26 protein-coding genes are annotated in these 25,655 nt (G+C 64.7%); 17 read left to right on the top strand and 9 right to left on the bottom strand.

Translation table 11 applies throughout. The features are described 5' to 3' along the window. Position 1 precedes the first annotated feature (1 nt). Positions 2-1,060: a radical SAM/SPASM domain-containing protein gene (locus NDN01_RS02325; protein ID WP_272625527.1), complete on the bottom strand. Its 1,059-nt coding sequence runs from the start codon at positions 1,058-1,060 to the stop codon at positions 2-4. A 425-nt stretch (positions 1,061-1,485) separates the two neighbouring features. On the opposite strand from NDN01_RS02325, the gene NDN01_RS02330 reads away from it, so the two are divergent. The 3 genes from NDN01_RS02330 to NDN01_RS02340 are packed head-to-tail and all read left to right on the top strand — an operon-like array spanning position 1,486 to position 4,746. Further along, positions 1,486-2,949, top strand: a complete 1,464-nt coding sequence (locus NDN01_RS02330; protein WP_272625528.1) for a circularly permuted type 2 ATP-grasp protein — start codon at positions 1,486-1,488, stop codon at positions 2,947-2,949. 43 nt (positions 2,950-2,992) lie between these two features. Then, positions 2,993-3,928, top strand: coding sequence for an alpha-E domain-containing protein (locus NDN01_RS02335; protein WP_272625529.1), 936 nt, complete (start codon positions 2,993-2,995; stop codon positions 3,926-3,928). Beyond that, a complete protein-coding gene (locus tag NDN01_RS02340; RefSeq protein WP_272625530.1) occupies positions 3,928-4,746 on the top strand; it encodes a transglutaminase family protein in 819 nt (272 codons plus the stop codon). The genes NDN01_RS02335 and NDN01_RS02340 overlap by 1 nt, the downstream gene beginning before the upstream one ends. Positions 4,747-4,780: 34 nt before the next feature. Here the strand turns inward: NDN01_RS02340 and NDN01_RS02345 are convergent, their stop codons facing one another. Beyond that, positions 4,781-5,575 carry an arginyltransferase gene (locus tag NDN01_RS02345; protein WP_272625531.1) on the bottom strand — a complete coding sequence of 265 codons (795 nt, stop codon included), beginning with the start codon at positions 5,573-5,575 and terminating at the stop codon, positions 4,781-4,783. A gap of 227 nt (positions 5,576-5,802) precedes the next feature. Then, the gene (locus NDN01_RS02350) at positions 5,803-7,041 is read right to left on the bottom strand and encodes a threonine ammonia-lyase (protein ID WP_272625532.1); all 1,239 of its coding nucleotides are present in this window, start codon (positions 7,039-7,041) and stop codon (positions 5,803-5,805) included. A gap of 106 nt (positions 7,042-7,147) precedes the next feature. On the opposite strand from NDN01_RS02350, the gene NDN01_RS02355 reads away from it, so the two are divergent. The 3 genes from NDN01_RS02355 to NDN01_RS02365 all read left to right on the top strand — a co-directional run bounded on the left by NDN01_RS02355 (position 7,148) and on the right by NDN01_RS02365 (position 10,087). After that, the gene (locus tag NDN01_RS02355; protein WP_272625533.1) at positions 7,148-8,014 is read left to right on the top strand and encodes an NAD(P)-dependent oxidoreductase; all 867 of its coding nucleotides are present in this window, start codon (positions 7,148-7,150) and stop codon (positions 8,012-8,014) included. Beyond that, entirely contained in the window at positions 8,011-9,654 is a 1,644-nt protein-coding gene (locus NDN01_RS02360) for an amidohydrolase (RefSeq protein WP_272625534.1), read from the top strand. The genes NDN01_RS02355 and NDN01_RS02360 overlap by 4 nt, the downstream gene beginning before the upstream one ends. 85 nt (positions 9,655-9,739) lie before the next feature. Then, positions 9,740-10,087 carry a GIY-YIG nuclease family protein gene (locus NDN01_RS02365; protein WP_272625535.1) on the top strand — a complete coding sequence of 116 codons (348 nt, stop codon included), beginning with the start codon at positions 9,740-9,742 and terminating at the stop codon, positions 10,085-10,087. Positions 10,088-10,180: 93 nt separating this feature from the next. Here NDN01_RS02365 and ctrA read toward each other — a convergent pair whose 3' ends face one another. Both ctrA and NDN01_RS02375 read right to left on the bottom strand, forming a co-directional pair. Next, a complete protein-coding gene (gene ctrA, locus NDN01_RS02370) occupies positions 10,181-10,888 on the bottom strand; it encodes a response regulator transcription factor CtrA (protein WP_272625536.1) in 708 nt (235 codons plus the stop codon). Positions 10,889-11,063: 175 nt separating this feature from the next. Next, positions 11,064-11,981: a LysR family transcriptional regulator gene (locus NDN01_RS02375; RefSeq protein ID WP_272625537.1), complete on the bottom strand. Its 918-nt coding sequence runs from the start codon at positions 11,979-11,981 to the stop codon at positions 11,064-11,066. Between the two features lie 130 nt (positions 11,982-12,111). Between NDN01_RS02375 and NDN01_RS02380 the strand changes: the two genes are divergently transcribed. Beyond that, positions 12,112-12,810, top strand: coding sequence for a pirin family protein (locus NDN01_RS02380; RefSeq protein WP_272625538.1), 699 nt, complete (start codon positions 12,112-12,114; stop codon positions 12,808-12,810). A gap of 162 nt (positions 12,811-12,972) precedes the next feature. After that, positions 12,973-13,575 carry an NAD(P)H:quinone oxidoreductase gene (wrbA, locus tag NDN01_RS02385; RefSeq protein WP_272625539.1) on the top strand — a complete coding sequence of 201 codons (603 nt, stop codon included), beginning with the start codon at positions 12,973-12,975 and terminating at the stop codon, positions 13,573-13,575. A gap of 230 nt (positions 13,576-13,805) precedes the next feature. Here the strand turns inward: wrbA and NDN01_RS02390 are convergent, their stop codons facing one another. Then, complete coding sequence (locus tag NDN01_RS02390) at positions 13,806-14,504, bottom strand: M15 family metallopeptidase (RefSeq protein WP_272625540.1); 699 nt, start codon at positions 14,502-14,504, stop codon at positions 13,806-13,808. 162 nt (positions 14,505-14,666) lie between these two features. Between NDN01_RS02390 and NDN01_RS02395 the strand changes: the two genes are divergently transcribed. Then, the gene (locus tag NDN01_RS02395; RefSeq protein ID WP_272625541.1) at positions 14,667-15,326 is read left to right on the top strand and encodes an RluA family pseudouridine synthase; all 660 of its coding nucleotides are present in this window, start codon (positions 14,667-14,669) and stop codon (positions 15,324-15,326) included. Positions 15,327-16,186: 860 nt separating this feature from the next. Here NDN01_RS02395 and arfB read toward each other — a convergent pair. Further along, the gene (gene arfB / locus NDN01_RS02400; protein WP_272625542.1) at positions 16,187-16,609 is read right to left on the bottom strand and encodes an alternative ribosome rescue aminoacyl-tRNA hydrolase ArfB; all 423 of its coding nucleotides are present in this window, start codon (positions 16,607-16,609) and stop codon (positions 16,187-16,189) included. A gap of 128 nt (positions 16,610-16,737) precedes the next feature. Between arfB and NDN01_RS02405 the strand changes: the two genes are divergently transcribed. Both NDN01_RS02405 and NDN01_RS02410 read left to right on the top strand, forming a co-directional pair. Further along, entirely contained in the window at positions 16,738-17,223 is a 486-nt protein-coding gene (locus NDN01_RS02405; protein WP_272625543.1) for a GAF domain-containing protein, read from the top strand. Between the two features lie 101 nt (positions 17,224-17,324). Beyond that, on the top strand, positions 17,325-18,359 hold the full coding sequence (locus NDN01_RS02410; protein ID WP_272625544.1) for an RcnB family protein: 1,035 nt from the start codon (positions 17,325-17,327) through the stop codon (positions 18,357-18,359). A gap of 97 nt (positions 18,360-18,456) precedes the next feature. Here NDN01_RS02410 and NDN01_RS02415 read toward each other — a convergent pair whose 3' ends face one another. Beyond that, a complete protein-coding gene (locus tag NDN01_RS02415; RefSeq protein ID WP_272625545.1) occupies positions 18,457-19,752 on the bottom strand; it encodes a M20/M25/M40 family metallo-hydrolase in 1,296 nt (431 codons plus the stop codon). Positions 19,753-19,808: 56 nt separating this feature from the next. Continuing rightward, entirely contained in the window at positions 19,809-20,264 is a 456-nt protein-coding gene (locus tag NDN01_RS02420; protein ID WP_272625546.1) for a universal stress protein, read from the bottom strand. A 143-nt stretch (positions 20,265-20,407) separates the two neighbouring features. Between NDN01_RS02420 and NDN01_RS02425 the strand changes: the two genes are divergently transcribed. The 6 genes from NDN01_RS02425 to NDN01_RS02450 all read left to right on the top strand — a co-directional run bounded on the left by NDN01_RS02425 (position 20,408) and on the right by NDN01_RS02450 (position 25,651). Next, positions 20,408-21,691, top strand: a complete 1,284-nt coding sequence (locus NDN01_RS02425; protein ID WP_272625547.1) for a pyruvate dehydrogenase complex dihydrolipoamide acetyltransferase — start codon at positions 20,408-20,410, stop codon at positions 21,689-21,691. Positions 21,692-21,698: 7 nt separating this feature from the next. Next, a complete protein-coding gene (locus NDN01_RS02430) occupies positions 21,699-21,923 on the top strand; it encodes a hypothetical protein (protein ID WP_272625548.1) in 225 nt (74 codons plus the stop codon). Further along, positions 21,916-22,296 (top strand): acyl-CoA thioesterase, encoded by a 381-nt coding sequence (locus NDN01_RS02435; RefSeq protein WP_272625549.1) that lies wholly within the window; start codon positions 21,916-21,918, stop codon positions 22,294-22,296. The genes NDN01_RS02430 and NDN01_RS02435 overlap by 8 nt, the downstream gene beginning before the upstream one ends. A 113-nt stretch (positions 22,297-22,409) precedes the next feature. Then, complete coding sequence (locus NDN01_RS02440) at positions 22,410-22,805, top strand: endonuclease domain-containing protein (protein WP_443025190.1); 396 nt, start codon at positions 22,410-22,412, stop codon at positions 22,803-22,805. Further along, complete coding sequence (gene lpdA, locus NDN01_RS02445; RefSeq protein WP_272625551.1) at positions 22,798-24,192, top strand: dihydrolipoyl dehydrogenase; 1,395 nt, start codon at positions 22,798-22,800, stop codon at positions 24,190-24,192. Before NDN01_RS02440 ends, lpdA begins: the two co-directional genes overlap by 8 nt. A gap of 187 nt (positions 24,193-24,379) precedes the next feature. Then, positions 24,380-25,651: a Xaa-Pro dipeptidase gene (locus NDN01_RS02450; RefSeq protein WP_272625552.1), complete on the top strand. Its 1,272-nt coding sequence runs from the start codon at positions 24,380-24,382 to the stop codon at positions 25,649-25,651. Positions 25,652-25,655: the final 4 nt, after the last annotated feature.

A 25,655-nucleotide genomic window follows, 5' to 3' on the forward strand; every position in this document is an offset into this window, starting at 1 on the left:
ATCAATTCGTGCGTGGCGGGCAGGTGTGCGGCGGGCATTCGTCGCTGGGTCGGCAGCCATTGCCCGGAATGCAACTCGGCGTGCCGGGCGTGCATAGCGGGCCGCACCCCCAGGGATTGCATGGGGACGGATCGGCGGGCGCGCATACTGGCGAGCATCCAGCTGGGTTGCATTCGGGCGTGCAGTCGGCGTTGATGGTGTTCGCCCTTGCCTCCTCCGCATATGCAATGCGAAAGGCAGTTAGTGTCGCGCCCTTTACAATCTCGCTCAACGTTGACGCCCTGATATTCCCGACATTCTCATGGCGCGAGAAAATGCAAGGGTAGCAATTTCCATCGAACGAAACAGCAAGCGTTCCCTTCCAGCATCCGCCGCACAGCGTTTCGGATTGCGATACGAAAGGCGTTATCTTGCTTCCTCGCCCGACGGGCCTGACATTGTCGACACCGATTCTCTGTCGGCTTACGCCAAGATGCTCAAGGTAGATCATCGTTCTTTCGATATCATCTCGAACGGACGCTTGCTTTTCGTCTTCCAGATTTATCAACCCCACTCGAATGGGAATGTCGTGCTCAAGCGCCAATTTGATGCCGGAAACTGTCTGGTCGAAGCTTCCATCAGTCAATGTTATGGCATCGTGCTTGCGAGCATCCGCAGAGTAAAATGAGGTGGCGAGTTGCACGCCGAATTTGGCCATGAGCTGGCAAACCCCCTCGCCCAGAAGGGCGGCATTTGAGAATATCTCGATATTCGAGAACCCGTTCTCGCCGGCGAACGTGATATAGTCGTTGATTCTGGGGTGCGTTAGCGGCTCGCCTCCAATGAACTGAACGCCCTCGCAGCCCAGCGCCCTGGCTTGAGCAAGCAGGTCGAGCCAATCGATGTCGTTGTGCGGCCTAGCGGGCGATGATGTGGTGTAGCAATGGCGGCATCGAAGGTTGCAATGTTGAGTCAACTCAAGCCAGATAAACCGCAACCCCTTCGCATGATCCAAGATGTCATCGGCATGATCATAGTGCTCATGAATGCGAGATTCGCCTGCGATTTCCAGTTCGAGCATGTCGACTCCTCGGCGCTACGAAACGCAAATCAAACATCATTCAAAGTCGAGAGAATGCAATAACGACTGCTGCGCATTCGCGGTTGAGCTATCTCGCTTCTAAGATTGCCGATTCGTGTCTTGATGAAACCTATGCTTTTCCGCGGAAGAGTCCATATCCGGATTGATCATTGTATCGGCTGCAAGTTTCAGATGTGAGGATGCGTGCGGAATGATTCAAACATTGAATATGTCCGACAGAAAACGAGAGGAATATGGATGTCGTTACTCCCAAAGGTTGCTCATGACACTGGCGGGCGGATGCCAGGCGTCTTATCTTGACCATCAGGCTGGGGGCAGTTGCAGCGCGAAGAACGCCCCTTGTGCGTCGCAGCAAAACATCGCAGCATGGAACCAGGCGGTCATATGGGGGCTTTACCGTTTCGATGGGGATAAGAAGCGCGTTTGACGAGATCATGGGGCAGGGCGGTTCGACCACGCCGCGACCGGAACTCGCCGCGCTTGGCGACTGGCTGGACGAGACGCCCGACGCCGAACTGCGTCGCCGCCAGCAATCTGCGGAGGCGACCTTCCGCCAGCTCGGCATCACCTTCGCGGTCTATGGTGACAGCGACGCGTCGGAACGCATCATCCCCTTCGACATCGTCCCGCGCATCTTCCTCGCTGACGAATGGTCGCGGCTATCCGAAGGGCTGGTGCAGCGGGTCGAGGCGATCAACGCCTTTCTCGACGATATCTATGGCGATCGGAAGATCCTCAAGGCGGGTATCCTTCCCGAGGACCTGATCTTCGGCAACCCGCAGTTCCGGCCCGAGATCGCGGGCATGCGACCGCCGCATGGCATCTGGGCGCATATCTGCGGCATCGATCTTGTCCGTACGGGCCCCGACGAATTCTTCGTGCTTGAGGACAATGCCCGCACTCCCTCCGGCGTCAGCTACATGCTTGAAAATCGCGAGGCGATGCTGCGCCTCTGTCCCGAACTGTTCCGCGACTTCCGCGTGGCGGCGGTGGACAGCTATCCCGACCGGCTGCTCGAGACGATGAAGTCGGTCGCGCCGCATGGCTCGGGCCAGAATCCGGTCTGCGTCGTGCTGACGCCTGGCCATTACAACTCGGCCTATTACGAGCACAGCTTCCTCGCTGATTCGATGGGCATCGAGCTGGTCGAGGCGGCTGACCTCGTGGTCGACGACGATATCGTCTGGATGCGCACCATTGCCGGGCGGGTGAAGGTCGATGTGATCTACCGCCGCATCGACGACGATTATCTCGATCCTTTGGTGTTCCGTCCGGATTCGATGCTCGGTGTGCCTGGCCTGATCGCCGCTTATGCTGCGGGCAATGTCGCCCTGCTCAACGCGCCGGGCAACGGCATCGCCGACGACAAGGCGATCTACAGCTACATGCCGGAGATCGTCCGTTTCTATTCGGGCGGCGAGCCGAAGCTGCCCAATGTCGAGACCTGGCGCTGCCGTGAGCCGCAGGCGCTGAAATACGTGCTCGATAATCTCGAGGATGTGGTGGTGAAGCTGGTCGACGGTTCGGGCGGCTACGGCATGCTCGTCGGCCCGACCGCGACCAGGGCCGAGATCGAGACTTTCCGCGCCGCGCTGATCGCCGAGCCACACCGCTATATCGCCCAGCCGACGCTCGCGCTGTCGACGGTGCCCACCCTGAGCGACAGCGGCCTCGCCCCGCGCCACGTCGACTTCCGGCCTTTCGTGCTGACCGGATCCAGGGGAGTCCAGGTGGTACCCGGCGGCCTGACCCGCGTTGCGCTCAAGGAGGGCTCGCTGGTGGTGAACTCGTCGCAGGGCGGCGGGACCAAGGACAGCTTCGTGCTGATGGACGGCGGGAACAGCCAGACTCAGGGGCAGCAATTGTGAGGGCCGTAGCGCGGATCCTCCACGGTATGGGGAGGATCTAACGATGCTCTCCCGCACCGCCTCCTCCCTCTACTGGCTCGGCCGCTATATCGAGCGCGCCGATTTCATCGCACGGCTTGTCGAGGCGACCGTCCGGCTCGACGTTCTTTCGCCACGCCCCGCCGGCGAGGCAGCCTGGGCCAGCGCCCTCGCCGTCACTGAAACCGACACCGCCTTCGCCGCCACGGGCGAGACAATGACCCAGCAGCATGTCGTGCGGTTCCTGACGCTCGACGGGAGCCACCCCGGGTCGATCGTCCGCTGCCTCGACATGGCGCGCAACAATGCGCGCGCGGTGCGCACCGCGCTGACCCGCGAGGCCTGGACGGCGATCAACCGCGCCTGGCTGATCTTTCACAGTCGCTCGAGCCCCGGCGGCGTTACCGCGACGCTCGGCCTGGTCGATGCGGTGAAGACGGAGGCGCGGGGGTTCGAGGGGGCGATCCACCGCATGCTGCGCAACCAGACGACCTGGTTCATCCGTCTCGGCCAGGCGGTCGAGCGTGCCGACAACACCGCCCGCCTGCTGGATGTGAAATATCACCTGCTGCTGCCCAAGGGCGAGCAGGTCGGCGGCGTGGTCGATCGCGACCAGTGGACCACCATCCTGCAGACCGTGTCCGCGGTCACCGCCTATCGCTGGCTTTATTCGGAAGGGCTGCGGCCGTCGAACGTGATCGACCTGCTGATCTCCCGCGCCGAACTGCCGCGCAGCCTCGCCGCCTCGGCCGAGGAGACGCTCGAAATCCTCAACCTGCTCGCCAAGCGTACCGGCCTTCACGGCGAGGCTGACCGCATGGCACGGATGCGCCAGCAGCGATTGGCCAAGACCCGTTCGGGCGAGGTGATCGCCAACGGGCTGCACCAGTATCTCCAGGCCTTCAACGCCGAGAATGATCTCCTCCACGAGGCGATCGGCCGGCAGTTCAAGTTCGGCTGATGCGGATAACGGTCGACCACCGAACGATCTATCGCTTCTCGGTGCCGCAAGGGCGCCTCACCCAGATGCTCCGCCTCACGCCGGAGGATACGCACGACCAGACCGTCGCGGGCTGGCAGCTCCATGTCGATTGCGATGCGCGGATGCGGCCGGGTCGCGACGGCTTCGGCAATCGGGTGACGATGCTCTATGTCGAGGGCCCGATCGGCCATATCGAGATATCCGTCTCGGGCGAGGTGCTGACCAATAGCTCCAACGGCATCGTCTATGGCGCGCACGAGCCGCTGCCGCCGCCCCTGTTCCTGCGCGCCACGCCGCTGACCGAGCCGAGCGCGGCGCTGGCCGGGTTCGCGGCGGAAGCGGTCTCCGGCAGGGATGATCCGGTCGAAAGGCTCCATGCGCTGAACCTGGCCTTCCACAGGCGTTTCGCGCTCGATCGCGGACGTCCCGTTTCCGGGCGGACCGCGGCGGAGGCATTCGTGCTGGACACGGCGACGCCGCGCGATTTCGCGCAGATGTTCGCCGCTGCCGCGCGCGGGCTCGGCGTGCCGGCGCGCTATGTTTCGGGTTACAGTTCGGTCTGCGTCATCGGTGACACGCCGCCGGCGCCGCATGGCTGGGCTGAGGCCTGGGTCGAGGGACTTGGCTGGGTGGCGTTCGATCCGTGCACCGGGCTGTCGGCTGACGAGGCGCACGCGCGCGTCGCGGTGGCGCTGGATTCCGGTGGCGCCGCACCCGTTGCCGGATCAAGGCTGGGCGAGGGTGATGAGGAGCTCGACGTTGACCTGCACGTCGGAAGAGGAAGTCCGCAGGATTGATTCAGCGCCCGGCTGGCGGGAGGGGCCGTGGCGTTCAGACCAGTTCGTCGGCCATCAGCACATTCTTCTGGGCAGGCGGTGCGTAGGTCGCGTCCTCGTCGGTCAGTACGGTCCAGCCGGTCGGGCCAAGCACTTCGATTGGGCGGTAGCGCGTCTTGTACGCCATGCGCTCCGACCCCTTCACCCAATAGCCGAGATAGACATAAGGCAGGCCGATGCTCCGCGCGCGCAGGATATGGTCCATGATGATCATGTTGCCCATGCCCGCCCGCAGCGAATGTTCGGCGTCGAAGAAGCTGTAGATCATCGACAGCCCGTCCGCCTGCTGGTCGGTCAGGCAAGCCCCGATCAGCCGTCCGCGCACGCCGTTCTGCGCCGGCTCGCGATATTCGATGATGTAGCTGTTGACTGGCGAATGCTCGACCATGTCGGCGTAATCGCCCTCGTCCATATCGGCCATGCCGCCTCCGGGATGACGTGAGGCGAGATAGCGGCGCAGTAGCTGATATTGTTCGTCGGTCGCCCAGGCGCGGCAGGGGCTGACCTCAAGATCCGCATTGCGACGGATCTGCTTGCGCTGGGTGGCGTTGGGCACGAAATCCGATGCGACGACACGGACGGAGACGCAGGCGGTGCAGCCCGCGCAGCTTGGCCGGTACGCGACTGACTGGCTGCGGCGGAAGCCGATCCGCCCAAGCGCGTCGTTGAGATCGCCGGCATGCGGGCCGTTCAGTTCGGTGAAAACCTTCCGCTCCTGGCGCCCCGGTAGATAGGGGCAGGGCGATGGGCTCGTCACGAAGAAGCGCGGAAAACGAAATGGCGCGGTCACCGCCTATAACCCCCTTTTCCACCCTGGCCCGATGCCTGGTTCGACCCCGTTATGAATCGCCTGAGTCGTGATGAAAAGCGGCTTTACCATGAAAGAGAGTTAACGCCGCGGTTGCTTTGAGTCTTGGGGATTCATGGTCCGAGCGGACTTGACGCGCAGCATATCGCATCCCGCGACTCGCGGATAGAGTCGCGGGAATCGGTTCACCGCAGCTGTGATTCATTTCGTCAGGCGAGTTCGACCGGACTGACTTCGTATCCGTCCGCGCGCAGCGCCGCCATCAGCCGGTCGAGATGCGCCTTGTCGCGCGTCTCGCACTCGATGTCGGTGATCAGGCCCTTGGCCGGCAGCGTGGTGAACACGCGCTGATGATAGATTTCGATGATGTTGACGCGTTCCGCGTCGAAGATCCGGGCGACGTTGAACAGCGCGCCGGGCTGGTCCTGCAGGCGGATGCGCAATCGGGCGAGCCGGCCTGACCGGGCAAGGTCGCGCAACAGCACATTGGCGAGCAGCCGCGTGTCGATATTGCCGCCGCACAGGATGATGCCGACGGTCTTGCCCCGGAACCGCTCGGGATGCTGCAGCAGCGCGGCGAGGCCGGCGGCGCCCGCGCCCTCGACCACGGTCTTCTCAATCTGGAGCAGCAGGCTGACCGATTCCTCCAGGCTTCGCTCGCTGACCAGCACGATGTCGTCGACCAGCGCCTTCACCATGCGCGAGGTGATCCCGCCGGGTTCCTTCACCGCGATGCCCTCGGCCAGCGTGTCGCCGGCGCAGGGAAGATCGGTGCCGTTGAGGCGGTTGTACATCGACGGGAAAAGCTCGGCCTGCACGCCGATCACCTCGACTGGATGGTCGGCCGCGCGGGCGACCGTCGCCGTGCCGGAGATCAGTCCGCCGCCGCCGATCGGCGTGATGAAGGTGTCGATCGCCGGTGCATCTTCCAGCATCTCCAGCGCGACCGTGCCCTGGCCCGCGATCACGCGGACATCGTCGAACGGATGGACGAAGGTCAGGCCGCGCTCCGTTTCAAGCTCCCGGGCATGGGCATAGGCTGCGTCGAAGGTGGTGCCGAACAGCACGACGGTCGCGCCGTGGCCCTCGGTCTGGGTCACCTTCACCGTCGGCGTCGTGGTCGGCATCACGATCGTCGCGGGAATGCCGAGCCGGTTGGCGTGATACGCCAGGCCCTGTGCATGGTTGCCGGCCGAGGCGGCGATCACGCCCTTGGTCTCCGGGGCGAGCTGCAACAGCGTGTTGAGTGCGCCGCGCTCCTTATAGGCTGCGGTGAACTGAAGGTTCTCGAACTTCAGATAGACGGTGGCGCCGGTCAGCCTGGACAGCGTCTTGCTGATGAAGGTGGGCGTCCGGACGATCGACGTGGCGATCCGCGCATGCGCCGCCTTGACGTCGGCCAGGGTGACGGGGAGCGTTTCAGCGGCGGGCAGGGGATCGGTAGCCATAGCTGCGCGAGGTAGGCCCTGAAATCGTCAGCCGCAATGGTCGTTACTGCATGCGCCCCGTCACTCTCATCTAGCATGAGGCGGAAACAGCCCCTATCGCGGCGCGATGACCAATATCGCATTCATCGGAACCGGAGTGATGGGCGCGCCGATGGCGGGACATCTCGTCGCCGCCGGCCATAGCGTCACCGTCTATAACCGCTCGCGCGCCAAGGCCGAGGCCTGGGCCGGGAAACATGGCGGCACGGTCGCCGCGACCCCGGCTGAGGCAGCGGCCGGCAAGGATGCGGTGTTCAGCTGTGTCGGCAATGACGACGACCTGGCCGAGGTGACGCTGGGCGCCAACGGCGCGTTCGGCGCGATGGCGGCGGGCGCCCTGTTCGTCGATCATACCACTGTTTCAGCACAGATCGCGCGTAGGCTGGGGGAAGAGGGCGGGGCGAAGGGCCTGCTCGTGGTCGATGCGCCCGTCTCGGGTGGCCAGGCGGGCGCCGAAAACGGCAAGCTCTCGATCATGTGCGGCGGCACCGCCGAAGCGATGGCCGTGGCCGAGCCACTGATGCAGGCCTATGCGCTGCGCATCGTCCATATCGGCGCGGCGGGTGCGGGCCAGACGACCAAGATGGTCAACCAGATCGCGATCGCGGGCGTGGTGCAGGGCGTGGCGGAAGCATTGCGTTTCGCGCAGATCGCCGGGCTCGACACCGACAAGGTGTTCGAAGCGGTATCGGGCGGCGCTGCGTCGAGCTGGCAGATGGTGAATCGCTGGGCGACGATGAGCGAGGACAAGTTCGATTTCGGCTTCGCGGTCGACTGGATGCGCAAGGATCTGGGCCTCACGCTTGACGAGGCACGGCGGAACGGTGCCACGCTGCCGCTGACGGCGCTGGTCGATCAATTCTATGCCGACGTCCAGAAAATGGGCGGCGGCCGCAACGATACGAGCTCGCTGGTGCGCAGGTTGCCGCGGTGAGGCTCCTTGTCTCGGCGTTGGCCGCACTCGCATTTTCCACGCCCGCTTTCGCTGATGCCCTGGTCGACAATGTCAACGGCATGACGCTCGACAAGGATGGCAAGGTCATCCATTTCAACGGCCTGCTGATGACGCCCGACGGCAAGGTCATCCGGCTGATGCAGCCCAGCGACAAGCGTCCGGAGAAACTTGACTGGCGCGCCGACATGAAGGGGAAGGTCCTGCTCCCCGGCTTCATCGACGCGCATGGTCATGTGATGGAACTGGGCTTTCGCGATGTCGAACTCGATCTGTCGGGCACGAAATCGCTCGACGAGGCCCTGGCCAGGATCGCCGTCTATGTCGCCGCCAATCCCGACAAGAAATGGGTCCTCGGCGGTGGTTGGAACCAGGAAGCATGGGGCCTTGGCCGCTTCCCGACCGCGGCAGATCTCGACGCGGTGGTGAGCGATCGGCCGGTCTGGCTGTCCCGCGCCGATGGGCATGCAAGCTGGGGCAACAGCGCCGCGATGAAGGCGGCTGGCGTCACCTCGAAAAGCGTGGCGCCGCCGGGCGGCCGGATCGAGAAGACCGGCCTGCAGCCGAACGGTGTGTTCGTCGACGCGGCGATGGAACTGGTCGCCAAGGCCGTGCCGCAACCCCTGCCCAAGGATCGCGACGCAGCCTTCCTCAAGGCGCAGGCGCGGCTGCTCAGCCTCGGCATCACCGCGACGGCTGACATGGGGACCAGTCTTGACGACTGGCTCAGCTATCGCCGTGCCGGGGATGCGGGCGCGCTGCGCATCCGCATCATGAGCTACAGCAGCGGTGTCGAGACGGCGATCCGGGTCGGCGGGGCAGGGCCCACCTCCTGGCTCTACGCTGATCGGCTGCGCATGGGCGGCGTGAAGCTCTATGCCGACGGTGCGCTCGGTTCGCGCGGCGCGTGGCTCAAGGCTCCGTATAGCGACGTTCCCAAACAGTCGGGCCTTGGCTTCATGGCGGACGACGTCATCCGCAACCTGATGAGCCGCGCGGCAATGGACAATTACCAGGTCGCGGTCCACGCGATCGGCGACAAGGCCAATGCGCAGGTGCTCGATGCGATCGAGGAACTGTCCGAAACCTACAAGGGCGATCGCCGCTGGCGGATCGAGCATGCCCAGATCGTCGATCCGGCCGACCTGCCGCGCTTCGGCCGGCACGGCACGATCGCGTCGATGCAGCCGGTGCACCAGACGTCCGACCGGGCGATGGCGGAGGCGCGGCTCGGACCAGACAGGCTCGCGGGGGCCTATGCGTGGGCCTCGATGCTGAAGAACGGCGCGGTGCTGGCGTTCGGCTCCGACTATCCGGTCGAGAGCCCGGATCCCTTTGCCGGCTGGGCGGCGGGGTTCACCCGGCAGGATGCGGAAGGCCAGCCCTATGGCGGCTGGCGGCCTGAGGAAAAGCTGACTCGCGAACAGGCCTGGTGGGCGTTCACCGGCGCGGCGGCCTATGCCGGGTTCGCTGAAGAGAAATTCGGCCGGCTCGCACCCGGCCAGCGCGCCGACTTCATCATCGTCGACCGGGATCCGTTGCTGGCAAGCCCAAGCGATTTGCGCGCCACGAAGGTCGAGGAGACCTGGGTCGGCGGGCACAAGGAGTTCGTGCGGAAATAGGACGACCTGATCCCGACCGCCATTGCGGTCATCCTGAACTTGTTTCAGGATCCATGCGCGGTCTGGTCGACGGGGGATAACGCCAATGGAGCGTACGCCAGCGGTCTACATCGTCGCCAGTCAGAAGCGCGGCACGGTGTATATAGGAGTCACCTCCAACCCGATCGGTCGTATGATCCAATACCGCCACGGCATCACCGAAGGCTTCGTCACGAAATATGGTGCCACACGGTTGGTGCTTATCGAATTCTTCGGGGACATGGAAAACGCCATCCGTCGGGAGAAGCAACTCAAGGCATGGCATCGCGCCTGGAAGATCAATCTGATCGAAGCGACCAATCCGGGCTGGCGCGATCTGGCACTGGATTATGGCCTCGATCCGCTCTCCACGCCGCGATGGCCGCGCCTGGATGCTGAAACAAGTTCAGCATGACGGATGGGGTATGTTGGTCCCCCCAAAAAAACAAAAGGCCGCGGCACCCCCCGGTGCCGCGGCCCTAAGCCTGGAGACGATTGCCGGGAAGGCTCAGGCGACCTCGGCGACCGGTGCGCCGATTTCGTCCGCGTCGCGCAGCACATAGCCGCGGCCCCAGACGGTCTCGATATAGTTCTCGCCCTCGCAGGCAAGGCTCAGCTTCTTGCGGAGCTTGCAGATGAAGACGTCGATGATCTTGAGTTCGGGTTCGTCCATGCCACCATACAGGTGGTTCAGGAACATTTCCTTGGTCAGCGTCGTGCCCTTGCGGAGCGACAGCAGCTCGAGCATCGCATATTCCTTGCCGGTCAGGTGAACACGGCTACCGTCGACCTCGACCGTCTTGGCGTCGAGGTTCACGGCGAGCTTGCCGGTGCGGATGACCGACTGGCTATGGCCCTTGGAACGGCGGACCACGGCGTGGATGCGGGCGGTCAGCTCTTCGCGGTGGAAGGGCTTGGTGACGTAGTCGTCGGCGCCGAAGCCGAAGCTGCGTACCTTGGAATCCATCTCGTTGATGCCCGACAGGATCAGCACCGGCGTCTGCACCCGGGCGACCCGGAGCTTCTTCAGCACGTCATAGCCGTGCATGTCCGGCAGGTTCAGGTCGAGCAGGATGATGTCGTAATCATACAGTTTGCCCAGATCGAGGCCTTCCTCGCCCAGATCGGTGGTGTAGACATTGAAGCCTTCGGTCGTCAGCATGAGCTCGATCGCCTTGGCGGTCGTCGGCTCGTCTTCGATCAGCAGCACGCGCATCTGGCAGTTCCCCTGTCACTTCGCGGCGCTCGATGCCCCCTACGGCCCGACGCACCCTGCATAAACTATTAACCTGATCAGGAATGAACGCAAAAGGTTAATTCTTCGCTAACCGGCCTGACTCCGCGAGTCGCGGGGAATCCGTGGATCAGGAATTACCCTTAGGCAGATGGTTTCAGGCGGCCCGCCGCTCCTCGCTCGCGCAGATATTGCGAAACCTGTCGGTAAGGAAACTTATCAAGGCTTCCACGCGCGCGGGGCGCAGATTGCCCGGCGGAGTGAGCAGGTGCAGCGCGATCGGCGGCGTGTGCCAGTCGGTCAGGATCGCCTCGAGCGTGCCCGCCGCCAGATCGCCGCCCACGATGAAGTCCGGCAGGACGCCGATGCCGAGGCCAGCCCGGAGCGCCGGCAGCAACGCATCGCCGCTGTTCGATCGCAGCGGCCCGGCCGGTCGCACCGCCGCTTCGCCACCATCGGGACCGACGAAGCGCCAGGGACCGGTCACATTGGTATAGCCGAGACAGGCATGCTCCCCGAGCTGCGCCGGGTGCGTCGGACGACCGTGCTTGTGGAGATAGGAAGGGGCGGCGACGATATGCGTCGCGATCGGGCCGAGCCGGCGCGCGCGCAGCGAGCTGTCGGGCAGGTCGGCGATGCGCAGCGCGACGTCGATTCCCTCTGCCACGATATCGACCTTCGCATCGGACAGGTTGAGATCGATCTCGATCCCCGGATGATCGGCCAGGAACTCGGCGAGCGCGGGCGTCAGGCTGAGCAGCCCGAGCGTCATCGGCGCGGTGACGCGGATCAGGCCATGCGGCGCGGTCGCGGCGTCGTGCGCGGCCTCCTCGGCGGCCATCGCCTCGGCCAGGATGCGCGCGGCATGTTCAGCCAGGCTCTTGCCGCTCTCGGTCAGGGTCAGCCGGCGAGAGGTGCGGTGGAACAGCGATTGGCCGAGATGCGCTTCCAGCCGGGTGACTGCCTTCGACACCGTCGCCTTCGACACGCCGATCGCATCAGCCGCCCCGCTGAACGAGCGATGCTCGACGACGGAAGCGAAGATCGCCCACGCTTCCAGATCCGGCAGACGCATATCCATTCCTCCCGAGCTTGCGGGGGAGATTAGAGTGGGAAACGATCAGTTTCCAGCGTTTCCATTTACGTGGCGATCCAGGCCCCTATCTTGGCGGCAACCCAATTCCTGCTTCTTAGGGAGACATGCGATGATCGAGAAAAGATCGTTCGAAAGCCTGGGCCATGCGGATCATGGCTGGCTCAACGCCCGGCACCATTTCAGCTTCGCCAATTATTATGATCCTGCCCGCATGGGCTGGGGCGCGATCCGCGTCTGGAACGACGACGAGATCGGGCCGAACTCCGGCTTCCCGGCGCATCCGCACCGCGACATGGAGATCATCACCTATGTTCGCAAAGGTGCCATCACCCACAAGGATTCGATGGGGAACGAGGGCCGCACCGGGGCGGGCGACGTCCAGGTGATGAGCGCTGGCACCGGCGTCCGCCACGCCGAATATAATCTCGAGCCCGAGACCACGACGCTCTTCCAGATCTGGATCGAGCCGAAGAGGACCGGCGGCTCGCCGAGCTGGGGCGCCAAGCCTTTCCCGAAGAGCGACCGCAGCGGCAGGTTCGCCGTGCTGGCCAGCGGGTTCGCGGAGGACAAGGACGCCCTGCCGATCCGTGCCGACGCGCGGGTGCTCGGGGCGACGGTAAAGGCCGGGGAGACGATCACTCATAGCGTGGGCGAGGGGCGGCATGCCTATCTCGTCCCCGCGACCGGCGCGATCGAGATCGACGGCCAGCCCTTCAAGGCGCGTGACGGCGCGGCGATCGGCGGCGGCCAGACGGTCGAGATCAAGGCGGTCGAGGATGCCGAGCTGGTGCTCGTCGACTCCGAATAGCGAGTTCCTGTTCCCGCCTCATCCCTCCGGGGCGGGAGCAGGCCGGGGGTGGGCATTCGTCCTCCCCGAACGCCCGGCCAGTTGCAAACCGGGCGCCCACCCCCAGTCCCTCCCGCCCGGATTTCCCATGGCGCGGGAGGGACATTTTTCAGGAGAATTCCCATGCCGAAGGTTCTTGTGCTCTATTATTCGTCCTATGGTCATCTCGAGCAGATGGCGGATGCCGTCGCCGAGGGCGCCCGCGCCGCCGGTGCCGAGGTGGATATCCGTCGCGTGCCCGAAACGGCGCCGGCCGAGGTCGTTGCCGCCGCTGGCTTCAAGGCCGATACGGCGCATCCGGTGATTGAGGGCGTCGAGGCGCTGGCGAATTATGACGCGATCATCATCGGCGCGCCGACCCGCTTCGGCCGCATGTCGAGCCAGATGGCATCGTTCCTCGACCAGGCTGGCGGCCTGTGGTTCCGCGGCGCGCTCAACGGCAAGATCGGCGGTGCCTTCACCTCGACCGCCACCCAGCATGGCGGCCAGGAGACGACGCTCTTCTCGATCATCACCAACCTGCTGCATTTCGGCCTGACCGTTGTCGGCCTGGACTATGGCTTCGCCGGCCAGATGGGCGTGCAGGAAGTGCACGGCAATTCGCCCTACGGCGCGACCACCATCGCCGATGGCGACGGCAGCCGCCAGCCGAGCAGTGTCGAGCTTGACGGCGCGCGCTACCAGGGCCGCCGGATCGCGGAGGTCGCCGCCAAGGTGTTCGGCTGACGTCGGGTATCCGAAGCGTCAAAGGGGGCGTTCGCGGCTTGCCGCGGACGCCCCCTTCCGTGCGATGTCTCTCCAACTCACTACCCGTTCGTTTCGAGCGAAGTCGAGAAACCAGCGTCGGGGCTTAGCAGTGCCTCTCGACTTCAGCCGAAAGGGCCGAGGCCTGTCCTGAGCGCCTGCCTCGGCTGGCAAAGTCGAAGCGCTCGACACCAACTGAGAGGGATGGTCCCCTAATAATAGACCCCCGGCCAGAAGACCGGGATCGGCAGCACGGCCGGCGATGGCCTGGCGTGAGTCACCTGAATCACCGGCTCAGCGATCATCGGCCTTGCCGGGAATTGCGCGCGGGCGCGGGCGAAGATCGTGCGGGCCCGCGCCGCGCCGGGTGCCTGGGCGGTTCTGCCGACCCAGCGCCAGTGCCAAGGCTCCCAGCCGACATTCTGCTTGTTGCCCGCCGGGAAGGACAGTTCGAAGCCGAACTCCCGCGCATGGGCAATCAGCCAAAGGCCGGTGGGCGTGCTGGCCATGCACCATTCGAGATCCCGGCAGCCGGGCGAGGGATGGACCCCGAAGTCGATCGCATAGCCGGTGGAATGCTCGCTATATCCTGGCGGCCCGACATCGTGTGCGCGAGAGGCCGTGTCGCCGCAGGAATCGCGTCCGCCAGCCCGACAGAATACCGACCGCTGATAAGCGATCGTTCGGTAGCAGGAGACACCCCTGAGTTTGTGCGCGATGCCCGGCGTCGCGTTGGCCGCCTCGATCAACATGACGAGGTCGGCCGCCGCGTCCTTTTGCAGGCGGCACGTTCCGCCAAGCGCGAAGCCGGGCGACGTAACGGGCACCATGTCGGTTGCCGGGGCTTCGGCATAGGGCAGGTGGCCGAACATCCGCCCATCGGCGCTGGTGACGCCGATACCGGGTACCATGACTGGTGCGATTGATGCCGGGGTTCCCGCATTCGGGACCTGAGCGAGAACCGGCACCGTACCGAGGCACGCCACCGACAAGACCATCCCGATCGCGTGCTTTGTCTTCGACGTCACGGGGATCCTCTGGCATGTGGGTGCGCGGAGTGGCAAGGGCAGGAAATGCTCCTCGATAAAGTCCTGTTCCTCGATGGCGAGGCAATCGTCATCGACAAGCCGGCCGGCCTTCCGGTCGACCGCCCGCGTGACGGCTCGCTAAGCCTCGAAAATCATCTTGAGGCGCTTGCCTTCGGCTTCCGCCGCTGGCCGCAGGCGGTGCACCGGCTCGACCGCGATACCTCCGGTTGTCTGCTGCTTTCGCGCAACCCAAAGGCGCACGCGCGTTTCCACCATGCCTTCGAGGCAGGCATCGTCGAGAAACGCTATCTTGCCGTGCTTGAGGGCGTGCCCGATGGGGAGAGCGGCCTGATCGATCTCGCCTTGTCGAAAGTCAGCACCGCCGAAACCGGCTGGCGCATGCGTGGCGACCCGAACGGCAAGCCTTCGCGCACCGCCTGGCGCGTGCTGGCGGTGAAGGACGGGCGCAGCTTCGTCGAGTTCCGGCCCGAGACCGGGCGCACCCACCAGATCCGCGTCCATGCCGCCGAGGCGCTCGGTGCGCCGGTGGTGGGCGACCCGGTTTATGGCGACGGCAAGGGCGAGACCCTGCTTCACGCCGCATCGCTGCTCGTACCGCGTACCGGCAAGGATCCGATCAAGGCCGAAGCGCCGCTGCCGGAGCGCTTCCTGAAGGCGGGTTTCAGCCTCTCTGCCAAGCTGTAAAGCACATCCGAACGCGAACGGAGTTTGGCGAGAGCCAAATAGTTGAATTGCACCTGTCCGGTGTCAACGCCTCGAAGCGTTTTGAGCTTGTTGAACAGGAACTCGACAAGGGCACGGTATCCGGCAGACTGGCTAGCGGATGGAGAAGTCCATGATGAAGTCATCCACGAATCTGTATGGAATTTTTCAGTTCGCGATGGTGATATCGTTAAGTTGACAATAAGAGCCGCTGCTCGGTGTATAATAAGCAAGTGTGACGGATTTATTCGCAGTATATGCAGTCAGAAGAGCTGAAACCTTGGCATCATAGTTGTCGTCGGAAGGCTTGTTTATATATAGAAATTCACACGCTGGTAAGGAGGGGCTGACGGATACTCTGAACGCATAATTTGAAGCGCCAGATAGTTGAATTTTATATATATGGCCGCTGTACGTAGAGATGGTTTGCGCGTAGGCGGGCGCAGAAAGAGTTGCTAACAAGATGCAAGTGATAGCAGTTAATATATGGCACGTTGTATCATATGTCTTGTTCATAGGCTCTGTTATCCTAAGGTAATTTACGTTGCGATGTAAGTTAGCGGGACTTTTTTTGATGTATCTCGATTTTTGGATTTGCAAAGTGGTTAATTGAAGGCGATGGGATGGACGGCGGTACGTCGACTGCTCGGTCGCTTGTGCCCTTTTCAAGCTTGCAAAGCCGCTTGGTTCCAAAAAGCTGCCAGTTCCCTGTGCTTGCTCGTTCAACTATAGGCGCGTGCCTCGAATATCCAGTGCCTACGAACCAGCCGGGTGGTATTGTCGCCACCTCGGTTCCTTTTCTCTTCGGACGCCGCTTTTCCGTAGGCACCGAGCCGCTGCCCTTAATCGATCGGCCTGCCGCGCAGCGACTTGACGCTCGACCGCTTCGCCTTCCCCTCCATGCGCCGCGCCTTTGCGGCTTTGGACGGTTTCGTGGGGCGGCGCTTCTTCGGAACGATCGTGGCTTCGCGGATCATCTCGATCAGCCGCTCGCGCACCTCCTGCCGGTTCAGGAGTTGAGACCGCGCGCCCTCGCTCCGAAGGACAATCACACCCTCCCGGGTCATCCGCGATCCCGCCAGAACGGCCAGCCGGTTCTTCACCGCAACTGGCAGGTTGGGCGAGGCGCCGACATCGAACCGCAGCAGCACGGCGGAATCCGTCGTGTTGACATGCTGGCCACCCGGTCCTCCCGCACGCGTGAAGGATTCTTCCAGCTCATCGCTGTCGATCGAGATCGATCGGGTGACGGGAATGGCAGTCATGGTGCCCGGTTAGGCGATTCGGAGTTCTTGGCCAAATGGATGATGGCGCCGGGCCATCTCGATGCCCTGGACGACTTGCGAAGCGAGGCGCCCGGCCTCATCTCGCGCGGGCAGACAAAGGAATATGTGTGTACCAGTTCGACATCACCAGCGGCTCAAAGGCCGAGCTCTATCACGACCTTGAAGCGGCGCTTGGTGCGCTCACCGCTGAAGAGCCTGACGCCATCGCCAACATGGCCAATGCCGCTGCCCTGATCTGGCAATATCTGCCCGACCTCAACTGGGCCGGTTTCTACCGCCTTGTCGAAGGGGAGCTTGTGCTTGGCCCGTTCCAGGGCAAGGCCGCCTGCATCCGCATCGCGATCGGCACCGGCGTGTGCGGCGCGGCCGCGGCCAGCCTCGAAACCCAGTTGGTCGACGACGTCCATGCCTTTCCCGGCCATATCGCCTGCGACGCGGCGAGCCGGTCGGAACTGGTCGTGCCGATCGTCCATGACGGCCGGCTGATCGGCGTGCTCGATCTCGACAGCCCGGAACCGGCGCGCTTCGATGCGGCTGATGCGGCTGGTTGTGAGGCTCTCGTCAGGCTGCTGGCACCCCGCATCGCGGGCTGATCCGTTTCGGGACAGGAGTCTGACTCGCCGAAATCGACGCAATTTGGTAACGAAACTCTTAATCATCGGGCGATCGCGCGCCCTTACGGGAGTTGTTTACCATGCGGAACCTCACGATCGCAGGCCTTGTAATGGTTACCGCGATTACCGCGACTCCGGCCGAGGCGCAGCGGAATCCGTCCAATGGTCAGGGCTGGCAGAATGGCCGGGCCATGCCGCCGCCGGCCGTCGTGCCCAGCATGCCGGCCAGCAATTCTCAGCCGGGTGTGACCTGGAACCGCACTGGCCCGGGCCCGCATGTCGCGCCGCCCGCGACCGTGTCGCCCAATCCGCCCTTCCGCAACGGGCCCGACGGCCGGCGTTGGTCAGGCAACCGTCAGTGGTCTGGTAACGGGCAATGGTCGGGCAACCGCCAATGGTCGGGCGGTAACCGTGGCAATCACGGTGCGACGTCGCTGCCCGGTTATCGTCCGGTCCAGCCGGGGACTCGCCCCAGCCGCTGGGGCGGTTCGGTGGGCGGGCGCTGGTATGCCGGCAGTAACGCGCCCGGTGGCTGGAAGGCCTATCGCCGCCCGGACCGTGGCTGGACGCTGCCGCGCTACTGGATCGCGCCGAGCTTCTTCATCGGCAATTATGGCCTCTACGGCCTGTCCTCGCCGCCCGTCGGGTATAACTGGACGCGCTATTATGATGATGCGGTCCTGACCGATTCCTATGGCCGCGTGTATGATTCGGTCGGTGGGATCGACTGGGATTCCTATGACGACGGGTACGGCTATGGCGACGACTACGCCTATGGCGGCGGCGACGATGGTTATGCTTCCGGTGGAGATGGCTATGGCGCGCGCTACGCGCCGCCGCCGGTCCAATATACCCAGGGCCCGCCGCCGCAGGTCGTGCAGGGCGGTTATACCCAGACCTATTCCTCTGGCTATGCCGGCTCGGGCGGCTATGCGAGCGGCGGTTACTGGTATCCGCCTGCGACCACCACGACGATCACCGTCCAGTCGGCGCCCGTGGTGACCACCACGACCACCGAATATATCGAAACCACCTATCGGCCGGTGCGGCGTGTCTATAAGGCGGCCAAGCGGACCTGGCGTCCCAAGTCCAAGATACGCTGCGCCTGCAACTGAGGTCGATCCGGACACCCCTCCCCGCAAACGGGAGGTTGGGGCCCGCGCCGCGCGCGGGAGAGTGAGGGCGAGCCGGGGGGACTCGCCCTCCTCTGTCTCAAGGGCCTGCGAAGGTCACCAGGCTTTCCGCGCCGTCCGTCCCAAGTGCCGAGACGCCGACGAAATGGTCGTCGACCGGCACGCCCTTCAACACATCGGTCACCGCGCTCGCCGGAAGGTCGATCGATTTCTGCCAGTCCCGCGCGTCGTTGCGGCGCCAGTGAACGCGGTAGCCCGTCGCGCCATCGACCAGCTGCCATTTGACTGTCGTGTCATAACCCAGCGCACCCGAGATCGTGACGCCTGACGGCGCGGCGGGTGCCGCGGCGAGCCGGCGGATCGTCGCGACGTTGATCGCTGTCACCTTGGCGAGATAGTCGAAATCCATCTTGTCGACCGTGTCGCCATAGGCGACGCCTTTCTCGGCCCGCACGTCCTGGTGCTGCCCCTTCCAGTTTTCCGCCGCGACGGTGAAACGGATCGCCGGATAGCCCAGCGCCAGGAACGGGCTGTGGTCGCCACCCCGGCCGAACCGGTCGGGCCTGCGGTCGACGAAGACATCGATCCCGCCCTTGATCTTGCCGGCGATCCCGTCGACCGCCTTGGCCAGCGCGCGGGAGGGGCCGTCATCTTCGCCGCCATTCTGCCGGCGTTTCTGGAGTGTCGGCAGATCCTCCGCCGCGCCGATGCCTTCGGAAAACACCCGCACCCGATCGGCGACGCGCGCACCATTCTCGCCGATCGTATTGCCGACGATGTCGTTGTTGAGCATCGCGGAGACGGTCCACTTCTTCTCCTTCGCCGTCTCCGCCAGCAGGGTGCCGCCCCACAGTCCCTGCTCCTCGCCGGAGAAGAGGGCGTAGACGATCGTCGCGCGGAATTTTTCCTTCGACAGGATTCGCGCCGCCTCGAGCACCAGCGCGACGCCGGAACCATTGTCGTTGGCGCCGGGCGCGTCGCTCGTCGCGTTCATCACGTCGGTAACCCGGCTGTCGATATGCGCGCCGATGATGATCACGCGGCGCGGTTCGATTCCCTGCTGGAATCCGAGCACGTCGACGATCTCCACGCCGTTCGGCGCGCGCGGGCCGGTGAAGCTGCGCGCGATATTGGCGCTGGTGATGCAGCCGCCGCACCCGTCCGAAATCCGGGTCAGCTCGCCCGCCGCCCATCGCCGCGCCGCGCCGATGCCGCGCACCGGGTCGTCGGTGGAGGACAGGCTGTGCCGCGTGCCGAAGCTCACCAGCTTCTCGACCGTCGCCTTCAGCCGGGCGGGGTCGGGGGTGTCCTGCGCGACTGCCGGGGTGACGGCGATGAACTGGACCAGGGCGGCGAGGGGGAGGAAACGATGCATGGCCCAATGGTGGCGGGAAGCACGGGCGCCTTCAACCCTCTTCCGTATTGCCGGCGTCAGCTCAGCCGGTCGATCGCCTCGCGACTCAACGAGCCCGGGATGATCATCAGCGGGATCGGCAGCGCCCCCGCGTCGGTGCCGGCGAAATGCGCGACGAGCGGCCCGGGCGCGCCGCTCGCGGCGGCGCCGAGCACCAGTGCCGAGATATCGGGATTCTCGGCGATCATGTCGCGGATGATCTTCGGGCCTTCGCCTTGCCGCACGGTGATCGATGGGCGCAGGCCCGATTCCTCGAGCAACGTGCCAGCCGCGCCGGCGACCAGCGCCTCGGCATGGATTCGCGCCTCGTCCTCGATCGTCGCCTGAACGCCGCCGAACGCGACGAACTCGGCCGGCGGGATCAGGGCGAGGATCTCGACCCCCCCGCCGGTCTTCACCGCGCGCCGGGCCGCGAAACGCAGGGCGATCTCGCTTTCCGGATTCTCGTCGATCACGACCAGATAGATGCGCATGGCTTACCCCTCTCTGCGCTAGTTGGGCCGGGCCCGGGTTTTGCGCAAGAGCAGCGTCGTTGAACGCACCCGGTCTTGACCCCGCTCGCATCGGGCGCGAAGGGAACGGGCCGCTACGGATTCGGTTAGAGGAAAGCCTCCCCATGTCGATCGAGATCAAAATGCCCGCGTTGTCGCCTACCATGGAGGAGGGCACGCTGGCGAAGTGGCTCGTGAAGGAAGGCGATATCGTCAAGTCGGGCGACCTGATGGCCGAGATCGAGACCGACAAGGCGACGATGGAATTCGAAGCCGTCGACGAAGGCGTGATCGGCAAGATCCTGGTCGCCGAGGGCACCGACAATGTGAAGGTCGGTACCGTCATCGCCACCCTGCTGGCAGAGGGCGAGAGCGCCGATTCAGCCCCCGCGCCCAAGGCCGCCGCGCCGAAGGAGGAGCCCAAGGCAGACGCGCCGAAGCAGGAAGCCGCGCCCGCTCCCGCCGTGGAAGCGCCCAAGCCAGCCGCAACTCCGGACGCCGCCTCGGGCGATCGAGTGAAGGCAAGCCCGCTCGCCCGGCGAATCGCCGCGGAAAAGGGCGTCGAGCTGTCGGCGCTCGCCGGTACCGGCCCGAACGGCCGCATCGTCAAGGCTGACGTCGAAGGCGCCAAGCCCGGCGCCGCGCCTGCCGCTGCCGCGCCAGCACCTGAAGCCGCCGCTCCAGTTGCTGCACCCGCCAGGCCGGCGGTCGTCCCCGACATCCCGCATACCGCGGAAAAGCTGTCGAACATCCGCAAGACGATCGCGCGCCGTCTCACCGAATCCAAGCAGACGGTGCCGCACATCTACCTCACGGTCGATATCCGGCTCGACAAGCTGCTGAAGCTGCGCACCGAATTCAACGCCGCCCTCGAATCGCGCGGCGTGAAGCTGTCGGTCAACGACCTCCTCATCAAGGCGCTGGGCGTCAGCCTGATCCAGGTGCCCAAGTGCAACGTCATGTTCACGCCCGACCAGCTCATTTCCTTCCAGCGTGCCGACATCTCGGTCGCCGTCTCGACGCCGTCGGGCCTGATCACCCCGATCATCGCGGGGGCCGATACGAAGGGCCTTGCCGCTATCTCGGAGCAGATGAAGGATCTCGCGACCCGTGCCCGCGACAACAAGCTGAAGCCCGAGGAATATCAGGGCGGCACCGCCAGCCTTTCCAACATGGGCATGTTCGGCATCAAGCAGTTCGAGGCGGTGATCAATCCGCCCCAGGGCATGATCATGGCGATCGGCGCGGGGGAGAAGCGCCCCTGGATCATCGACGATGCGCTCGGCATCGCGACGGTCATGTCGGCGACCGGCAGCTTCGATCACCGCGCGATCGATGGCGCCGATGGCGCGCAGCTGATGCAGGCGTTCAAGGCGCTGGTGGAGAACCCGTTGGGCATGGTCGCGTGAGGGCGCGGTGAAGCGGACTCTCTTCGAACTGCTTCATATCGCGGCCGGCCTCGTGGGCACGGCGCTGCTCGCGTCGGCTGCTGCCTGGGGCGTGCCCCGCTCGGCGGGCGCGATCTGGGATGTCGCCTATGTCGTGATGGCGGTGGTGGCGTTCATGGGCATCAGGCCGCTCAGGCTCGCCTGGCGCGCCGATCAGGAGTCGAAGACCGGCCAGCCAAGCGCCAATGGCTGACCGCCCTCCCGAAAGCCCGCCCGTCATCCGGGCAACCGCGATGGCGGCGGATGCGAACCCCTATGGCTTCATCTTCGTCGGCTGGCTGATGGGGCAGATGGCCCTTGCCGCCGGCTCCGTCGCCTCGCGCCATTGCGGCGGGCACGCGCCGGTGGTCGCGGCGAATGATTTCAGCTTCACCACGCCGGTCAACATCGGCGACGAAGTGTCCTTCCACGCCGAGATCGTCGCGACCGGCAAGACCTCGATGACGGTCGCGGTCGAAGTCTGGCGCCGCGACCGCCACGGCGAAGGCACTGCGCAGGCGGCGCGGGGCACCTATATTCTGGTATCGATGGGCAAGGGCGGCAGGCCAAAGGCGTTGGCCGGATGATCGGCATATCTTCTAACCCTTCCCCCCTTGCGGGGGAGGGAGGGGCCCGACGCGAAGCGTTGGGAGGGAGAGGGGGCTCGACGAAGTCGAGCGCACTTGGCAACGCTAGGCACATGCGCTCCCATCCTACAGAAGCGGAACGAGCGCTTTGGCAGGTCCTCCGCAACAAGCGGCTGGCCGGATGGAAATTTAAACGCCAGCAGCCGATCGATCCGTATATCGTCGACTCCGTATGCTTTGCCGCACGGTTGATCGTTGAAGCAGATGGCTCGCGACATCTGGAAAGCACCTGCGACACGCTTCGCGACGACTGGCTGAGAGCCCAGGGCTTCCGCCTCCTGCGTTTCTGGAACAACGACATACTGAAGAATCCGGAAGGCGTTCTTACGTCCATCCTCGTTGCGCTCGAAGGAGACGAACGCGGCATCGAGCCGGTTTCGTCTCCGCCCCCTCTCCCCAGCCCTCCCCCGCAAGGGGGGAGGGAGAAGAAGGATCTACCACGTGGCTGACAGTTTCGACCTCATCATCCTCGGTTCGGGCCCCGGCGGCTATGTCGCGGCGATCCGCGCGGCGCAGCTCGGGCTGAAGACCGCGATCGTCGAGCGGGAGCGTCTCGGCGGCATCTGCCTCAACTGGGGCTGCATTCCGACCAAGGCGCTGCTGCGCACGTCGGAAATCTATCATTATATGAGCCACGCCGCCGATTACGGCCTGAAGGTCGATAATCCCGGTTATGACCTGACGAAGATCGTCGAGCGCTCACGCAAGGTCGCGGGCCAGCTCAACGCTGGCGTGAAGGGCCTGATGAAGAAGAACAAGGTGACCGTGTACGAAGGCACCGGCACCGTCACCGCCAGGGGCAAGCTCAGCGTCAGGCAGGGCGACAAGACCACCGAGCTCGAAGCGAAGAACATCATCATCGCGACCGGCGCCCGCGCCCGCGACCTGCCCTTCGCCAAGGCCGACGGCAAGCGAGTCTGGACCTATCGCCACGCGATGGTCCCGGAAGAGATGCCGACGAAGTTGCTGGTGATCGGCTCCGGCGCGATCGGCGTCGAGTTCGCCAGCTTCTATTCTGACATGGGCGCCGAGGTGACCATCGTCGAGATGCTGCCGCGCATCCTCCCCGTCGAGGATGAGGAAGTATCCGCCTTCATGGAAAAGGCGCTGACCAAGCAGAAGATCCGAATCATCACCGGTGCCGGCATCGAAGGCCTGACCCCGGGCGCCAAGAGCGTTAGCGCCAAGATCAAGGGCAAGGACGGCACGGTGACCACCGAGGAGTTCAGCCACGCCATCGTCGCGATCGGCATCGTGCCCAACACCGAGGATATCGGGCTCGAGAAACTCGGCGTGAAGACCGACCGCGGCCATATCGTCACTGACGGCTATGCGCGTACCAATGTCGAGGGCATCTACGCGATCGGCGATGTCACCGGCCCGCCCTGGCTGGCGCACAAGGCGAGCCATGAGGGCGTTGTCTGCGTCGAGGCGATCGCCGGCGAGAAGCCGCATCCGTTCGAGACCTGGAACATTCCGGGCTGCACCTATTCGCGGCCCCAGATCGCTTCGGTCGGCTTCACCGAGGCCAAGGCGAGGGAAGCCGGCCATGAGGTCAAGGTCGGCAAATTCCCCTTCATCGGCAACGGCAAGGCGATCGCGCTGGGCGAGGCCGAGGGTTTCGTGAAGACGGTGTTCGACGCGAAGACCGGCGAACTCCTCGGCGCGCACATGGTCGGCGCCGAGGTGACCGAGTTGATCCAGGGCTATGTCGTCGCCCGCCAGCTCGAAACGACCGAGGCGGAGCTGATGGAAACGGTGTTCGCCCACCCGACCCTGTCCGAGATGATGCATGAGAGCGTGCTCGGTGCCTATGGGAAGGCGCTGCACATCTGACCGTTCGGTGCCTGCCGGTCATATGGCGCGTGAGGCCTGTCCTTAATGCACCTTCCGGCCGCCTCGGTGGCTGGCCGGCACGAACGGAAGTTGTGTTTCGTCGGATTTCGAATCTGCGCTAGTCCGGTGGCGGGTTCGAAAAACGGCCCGTCACGAGGCGATGGCGGGTCGAAAAAAGGGGGAAGCCATGCTGAAATATCTGGGCGGTGCGTTGCTGGCGCTGGTCGCAGCGCCAAGCACGGCGGAGACGGTGGTCGTCACCGCCGATCACCTGGTCGACGTTGCCGCCGGACGGATCCTCGACAAGCCTGCGGTGGTGATCGTCGATGGCCGGATCACCACGGTCGGCACCCAGGGCGCGGTTGCGATCCCGAAGGATGCGAAGCGGATCGATCTCGCCGGGAAAACCATCCTCCCCGGTCTGATCGACATGCATGTTCATCTGGATTCGGATGCGCGGATCAGCGGCTTCAAGGCGCTCGAATTCACCGACAGCTTCTGGCAGGCGGTGGGTGTGGCGAACGCGAAGGCGATGCTTGAGGCCGGCTTCACCACGGTGCGCAATGTCGGCTCGCGCGGGTATGACGATGTCGGCCTGAAACAGGCGATCGAGCGTGGCTATGTGCCTGGCCCGCGCGTCGTTCCAGCCACTTTTGCGCTCGGCGCGACCGGCGGGCATTGCGACGGGACCGAGGGCCTGCCTCCCAGCTTCGCCGAAGTGCCGACCCCCTCGGTCGCCGACGGGCCGGAGGGCTATCGCAAGCTCGTGCGCAAGGTGCGCAAATATGGCGCCGAGGTGATCAAGATCTGCGCGACCGGTGGCGTGCTGTCGCGCTCGGACGTCGCCGGCGCCCAGCAGATGACCTTCGAGGAGATGAAGGCAGTCGCCGACGAGGCGCACATGCTCGGGCTGAAGGTCGCGGCGCATGCCCATGGCACCGCGGGGATCAACGACGCGCTCCGCGCCGGGATCGACACGATCGAGCATGCCAGTCTGGCCGATGCCGAATCCTTCAGGCTGGCGAAGGAACATGGCGCCTGGTTCTCGATGGATATCTATGACGACGACTATATCCTTGCCGAGGGGGCGAAGAACGGCGTCTATCCGGAATCGCTGGAGAAGGAGCGCGCGATCGGCCGCCGCCAGCGCGAGACCTTCCGGGACGCCTACAAGGCGGGCGTGAAGATGGTCTTCGGCACCGACAATGGCGGGGTCTTCCCCGCCGGCCAGAACGGGCTGCAATTCGCCAAGATGGTCGAATGGGGCATGCCGCCGCTCGAGGCGATCCGCGCGGCGACCAGCAATGCGGCCCAGGCGCTTGGGCGCACCGGCGATGTCGGCACGATCGCGGTGGGGCGCTATGGCGATATCGTCGCGGTCGACGGCGATCCGCTGGCCGATGTCCGCCTGCTCGAACATCCGGCGGCCGTCATCAAGGGCGGTCAACGCATCCGCTGATCCG

It is taken from the genome of Sphingomonas sp. QA11 (assembly GCF_028473665.1).
Classification (GTDB): Bacteria; Pseudomonadota; Alphaproteobacteria; order Sphingomonadales; family Sphingomonadaceae; genus Sphingomonas; species Sphingomonas phytovorans.

What these genes read in the sequence shown, in the direction of transcription:
- NDN01_RS02440 (WP_443025190.1), top strand. Translation starts at nt 22,410, where the DNA reads ATGCGCTCCCATCCTACAGAAGCGGAACGAGCGCTTTGGCAGGTCCTC.
- NDN01_RS02375 (WP_272625537.1), bottom strand. Translation starts at nt 11,981, where the DNA reads ATGCGTCTGCCGGATCTGGAAGCGTGGGCGATCTTCGCTTCCGTCGTC.
- NDN01_RS02355 (WP_272625533.1), top strand. Translation starts at nt 7,148, where the DNA reads ATGACCAATATCGCATTCATCGGAACCGGAGTGATGGGCGCGCCGATG.
- NDN01_RS02325 (WP_272625527.1), bottom strand. Translation starts at nt 1,060, where the DNA reads ATGCTCGAACTGGAAATCGCAGGCGAATCTCGCATTCATGAGCACTAT.
- wrbA (WP_272625539.1), top strand. Translation starts at nt 12,973, where the DNA reads ATGCCGAAGGTTCTTGTGCTCTATTATTCGTCCTATGGTCATCTCGAG.
- NDN01_RS02395 (WP_272625541.1), top strand. Translation starts at nt 14,667, where the DNA reads ATGCTCCTCGATAAAGTCCTGTTCCTCGATGGCGAGGCAATCGTCATC.
- arfB (WP_272625542.1), bottom strand. Translation starts at nt 16,609, where the DNA reads ATGACTGCCATTCCCGTCACCCGATCGATCTCGATCGACAGCGATGAG.
- NDN01_RS02350 (WP_272625532.1), bottom strand. Translation starts at nt 7,041, where the DNA reads ATGGCTACCGATCCCCTGCCCGCCGCTGAAACGCTCCCCGTCACCCTG.
- NDN01_RS02335 (WP_272625529.1), top strand. Translation starts at nt 2,993, where the DNA reads ATGCTCTCCCGCACCGCCTCCTCCCTCTACTGGCTCGGCCGCTATATC.
- NDN01_RS02415 (WP_272625545.1), bottom strand. Translation starts at nt 19,752, where the DNA reads ATGCATCGTTTCCTCCCCCTCGCCGCCCTGGTCCAGTTCATCGCCGTC.
- NDN01_RS02365 (WP_272625535.1), top strand. Translation starts at nt 9,740, where the DNA reads ATGGAGCGTACGCCAGCGGTCTACATCGTCGCCAGTCAGAAGCGCGGC.
- NDN01_RS02340 (WP_272625530.1), top strand. Translation starts at nt 3,928, where the DNA reads ATGCGGATAACGGTCGACCACCGAACGATCTATCGCTTCTCGGTGCCG.
- NDN01_RS02390 (WP_272625540.1), bottom strand. Translation starts at nt 14,504, where the DNA reads ATGGTACCCGGTATCGGCGTCACCAGCGCCGATGGGCGGATGTTCGGC.
- NDN01_RS02410 (WP_272625544.1), top strand. Translation starts at nt 17,325, where the DNA reads ATGCGGAACCTCACGATCGCAGGCCTTGTAATGGTTACCGCGATTACC.
- NDN01_RS02450 (WP_272625552.1), top strand. Translation starts at nt 24,380, where the DNA reads ATGCTGAAATATCTGGGCGGTGCGTTGCTGGCGCTGGTCGCAGCGCCA.
- NDN01_RS02425 (WP_272625547.1), top strand. Translation starts at nt 20,408, where the DNA reads ATGTCGATCGAGATCAAAATGCCCGCGTTGTCGCCTACCATGGAGGAG.
- ctrA (WP_272625536.1), bottom strand. Translation starts at nt 10,888, where the DNA reads ATGCGCGTGCTGCTGATCGAAGACGAGCCGACGACCGCCAAGGCGATC.
- NDN01_RS02330 (WP_272625528.1), top strand. Translation starts at nt 1,486, where the DNA reads ATGGGGATAAGAAGCGCGTTTGACGAGATCATGGGGCAGGGCGGTTCG.
- NDN01_RS02435 (WP_272625549.1), top strand. Translation starts at nt 21,916, where the DNA reads ATGGCTGACCGCCCTCCCGAAAGCCCGCCCGTCATCCGGGCAACCGCG.
- NDN01_RS02420 (WP_272625546.1), bottom strand. Translation starts at nt 20,264, where the DNA reads ATGCGCATCTATCTGGTCGTGATCGACGAGAATCCGGAAAGCGAGATC.
- NDN01_RS02380 (WP_272625538.1), top strand. Translation starts at nt 12,112, where the DNA reads ATGATCGAGAAAAGATCGTTCGAAAGCCTGGGCCATGCGGATCATGGC.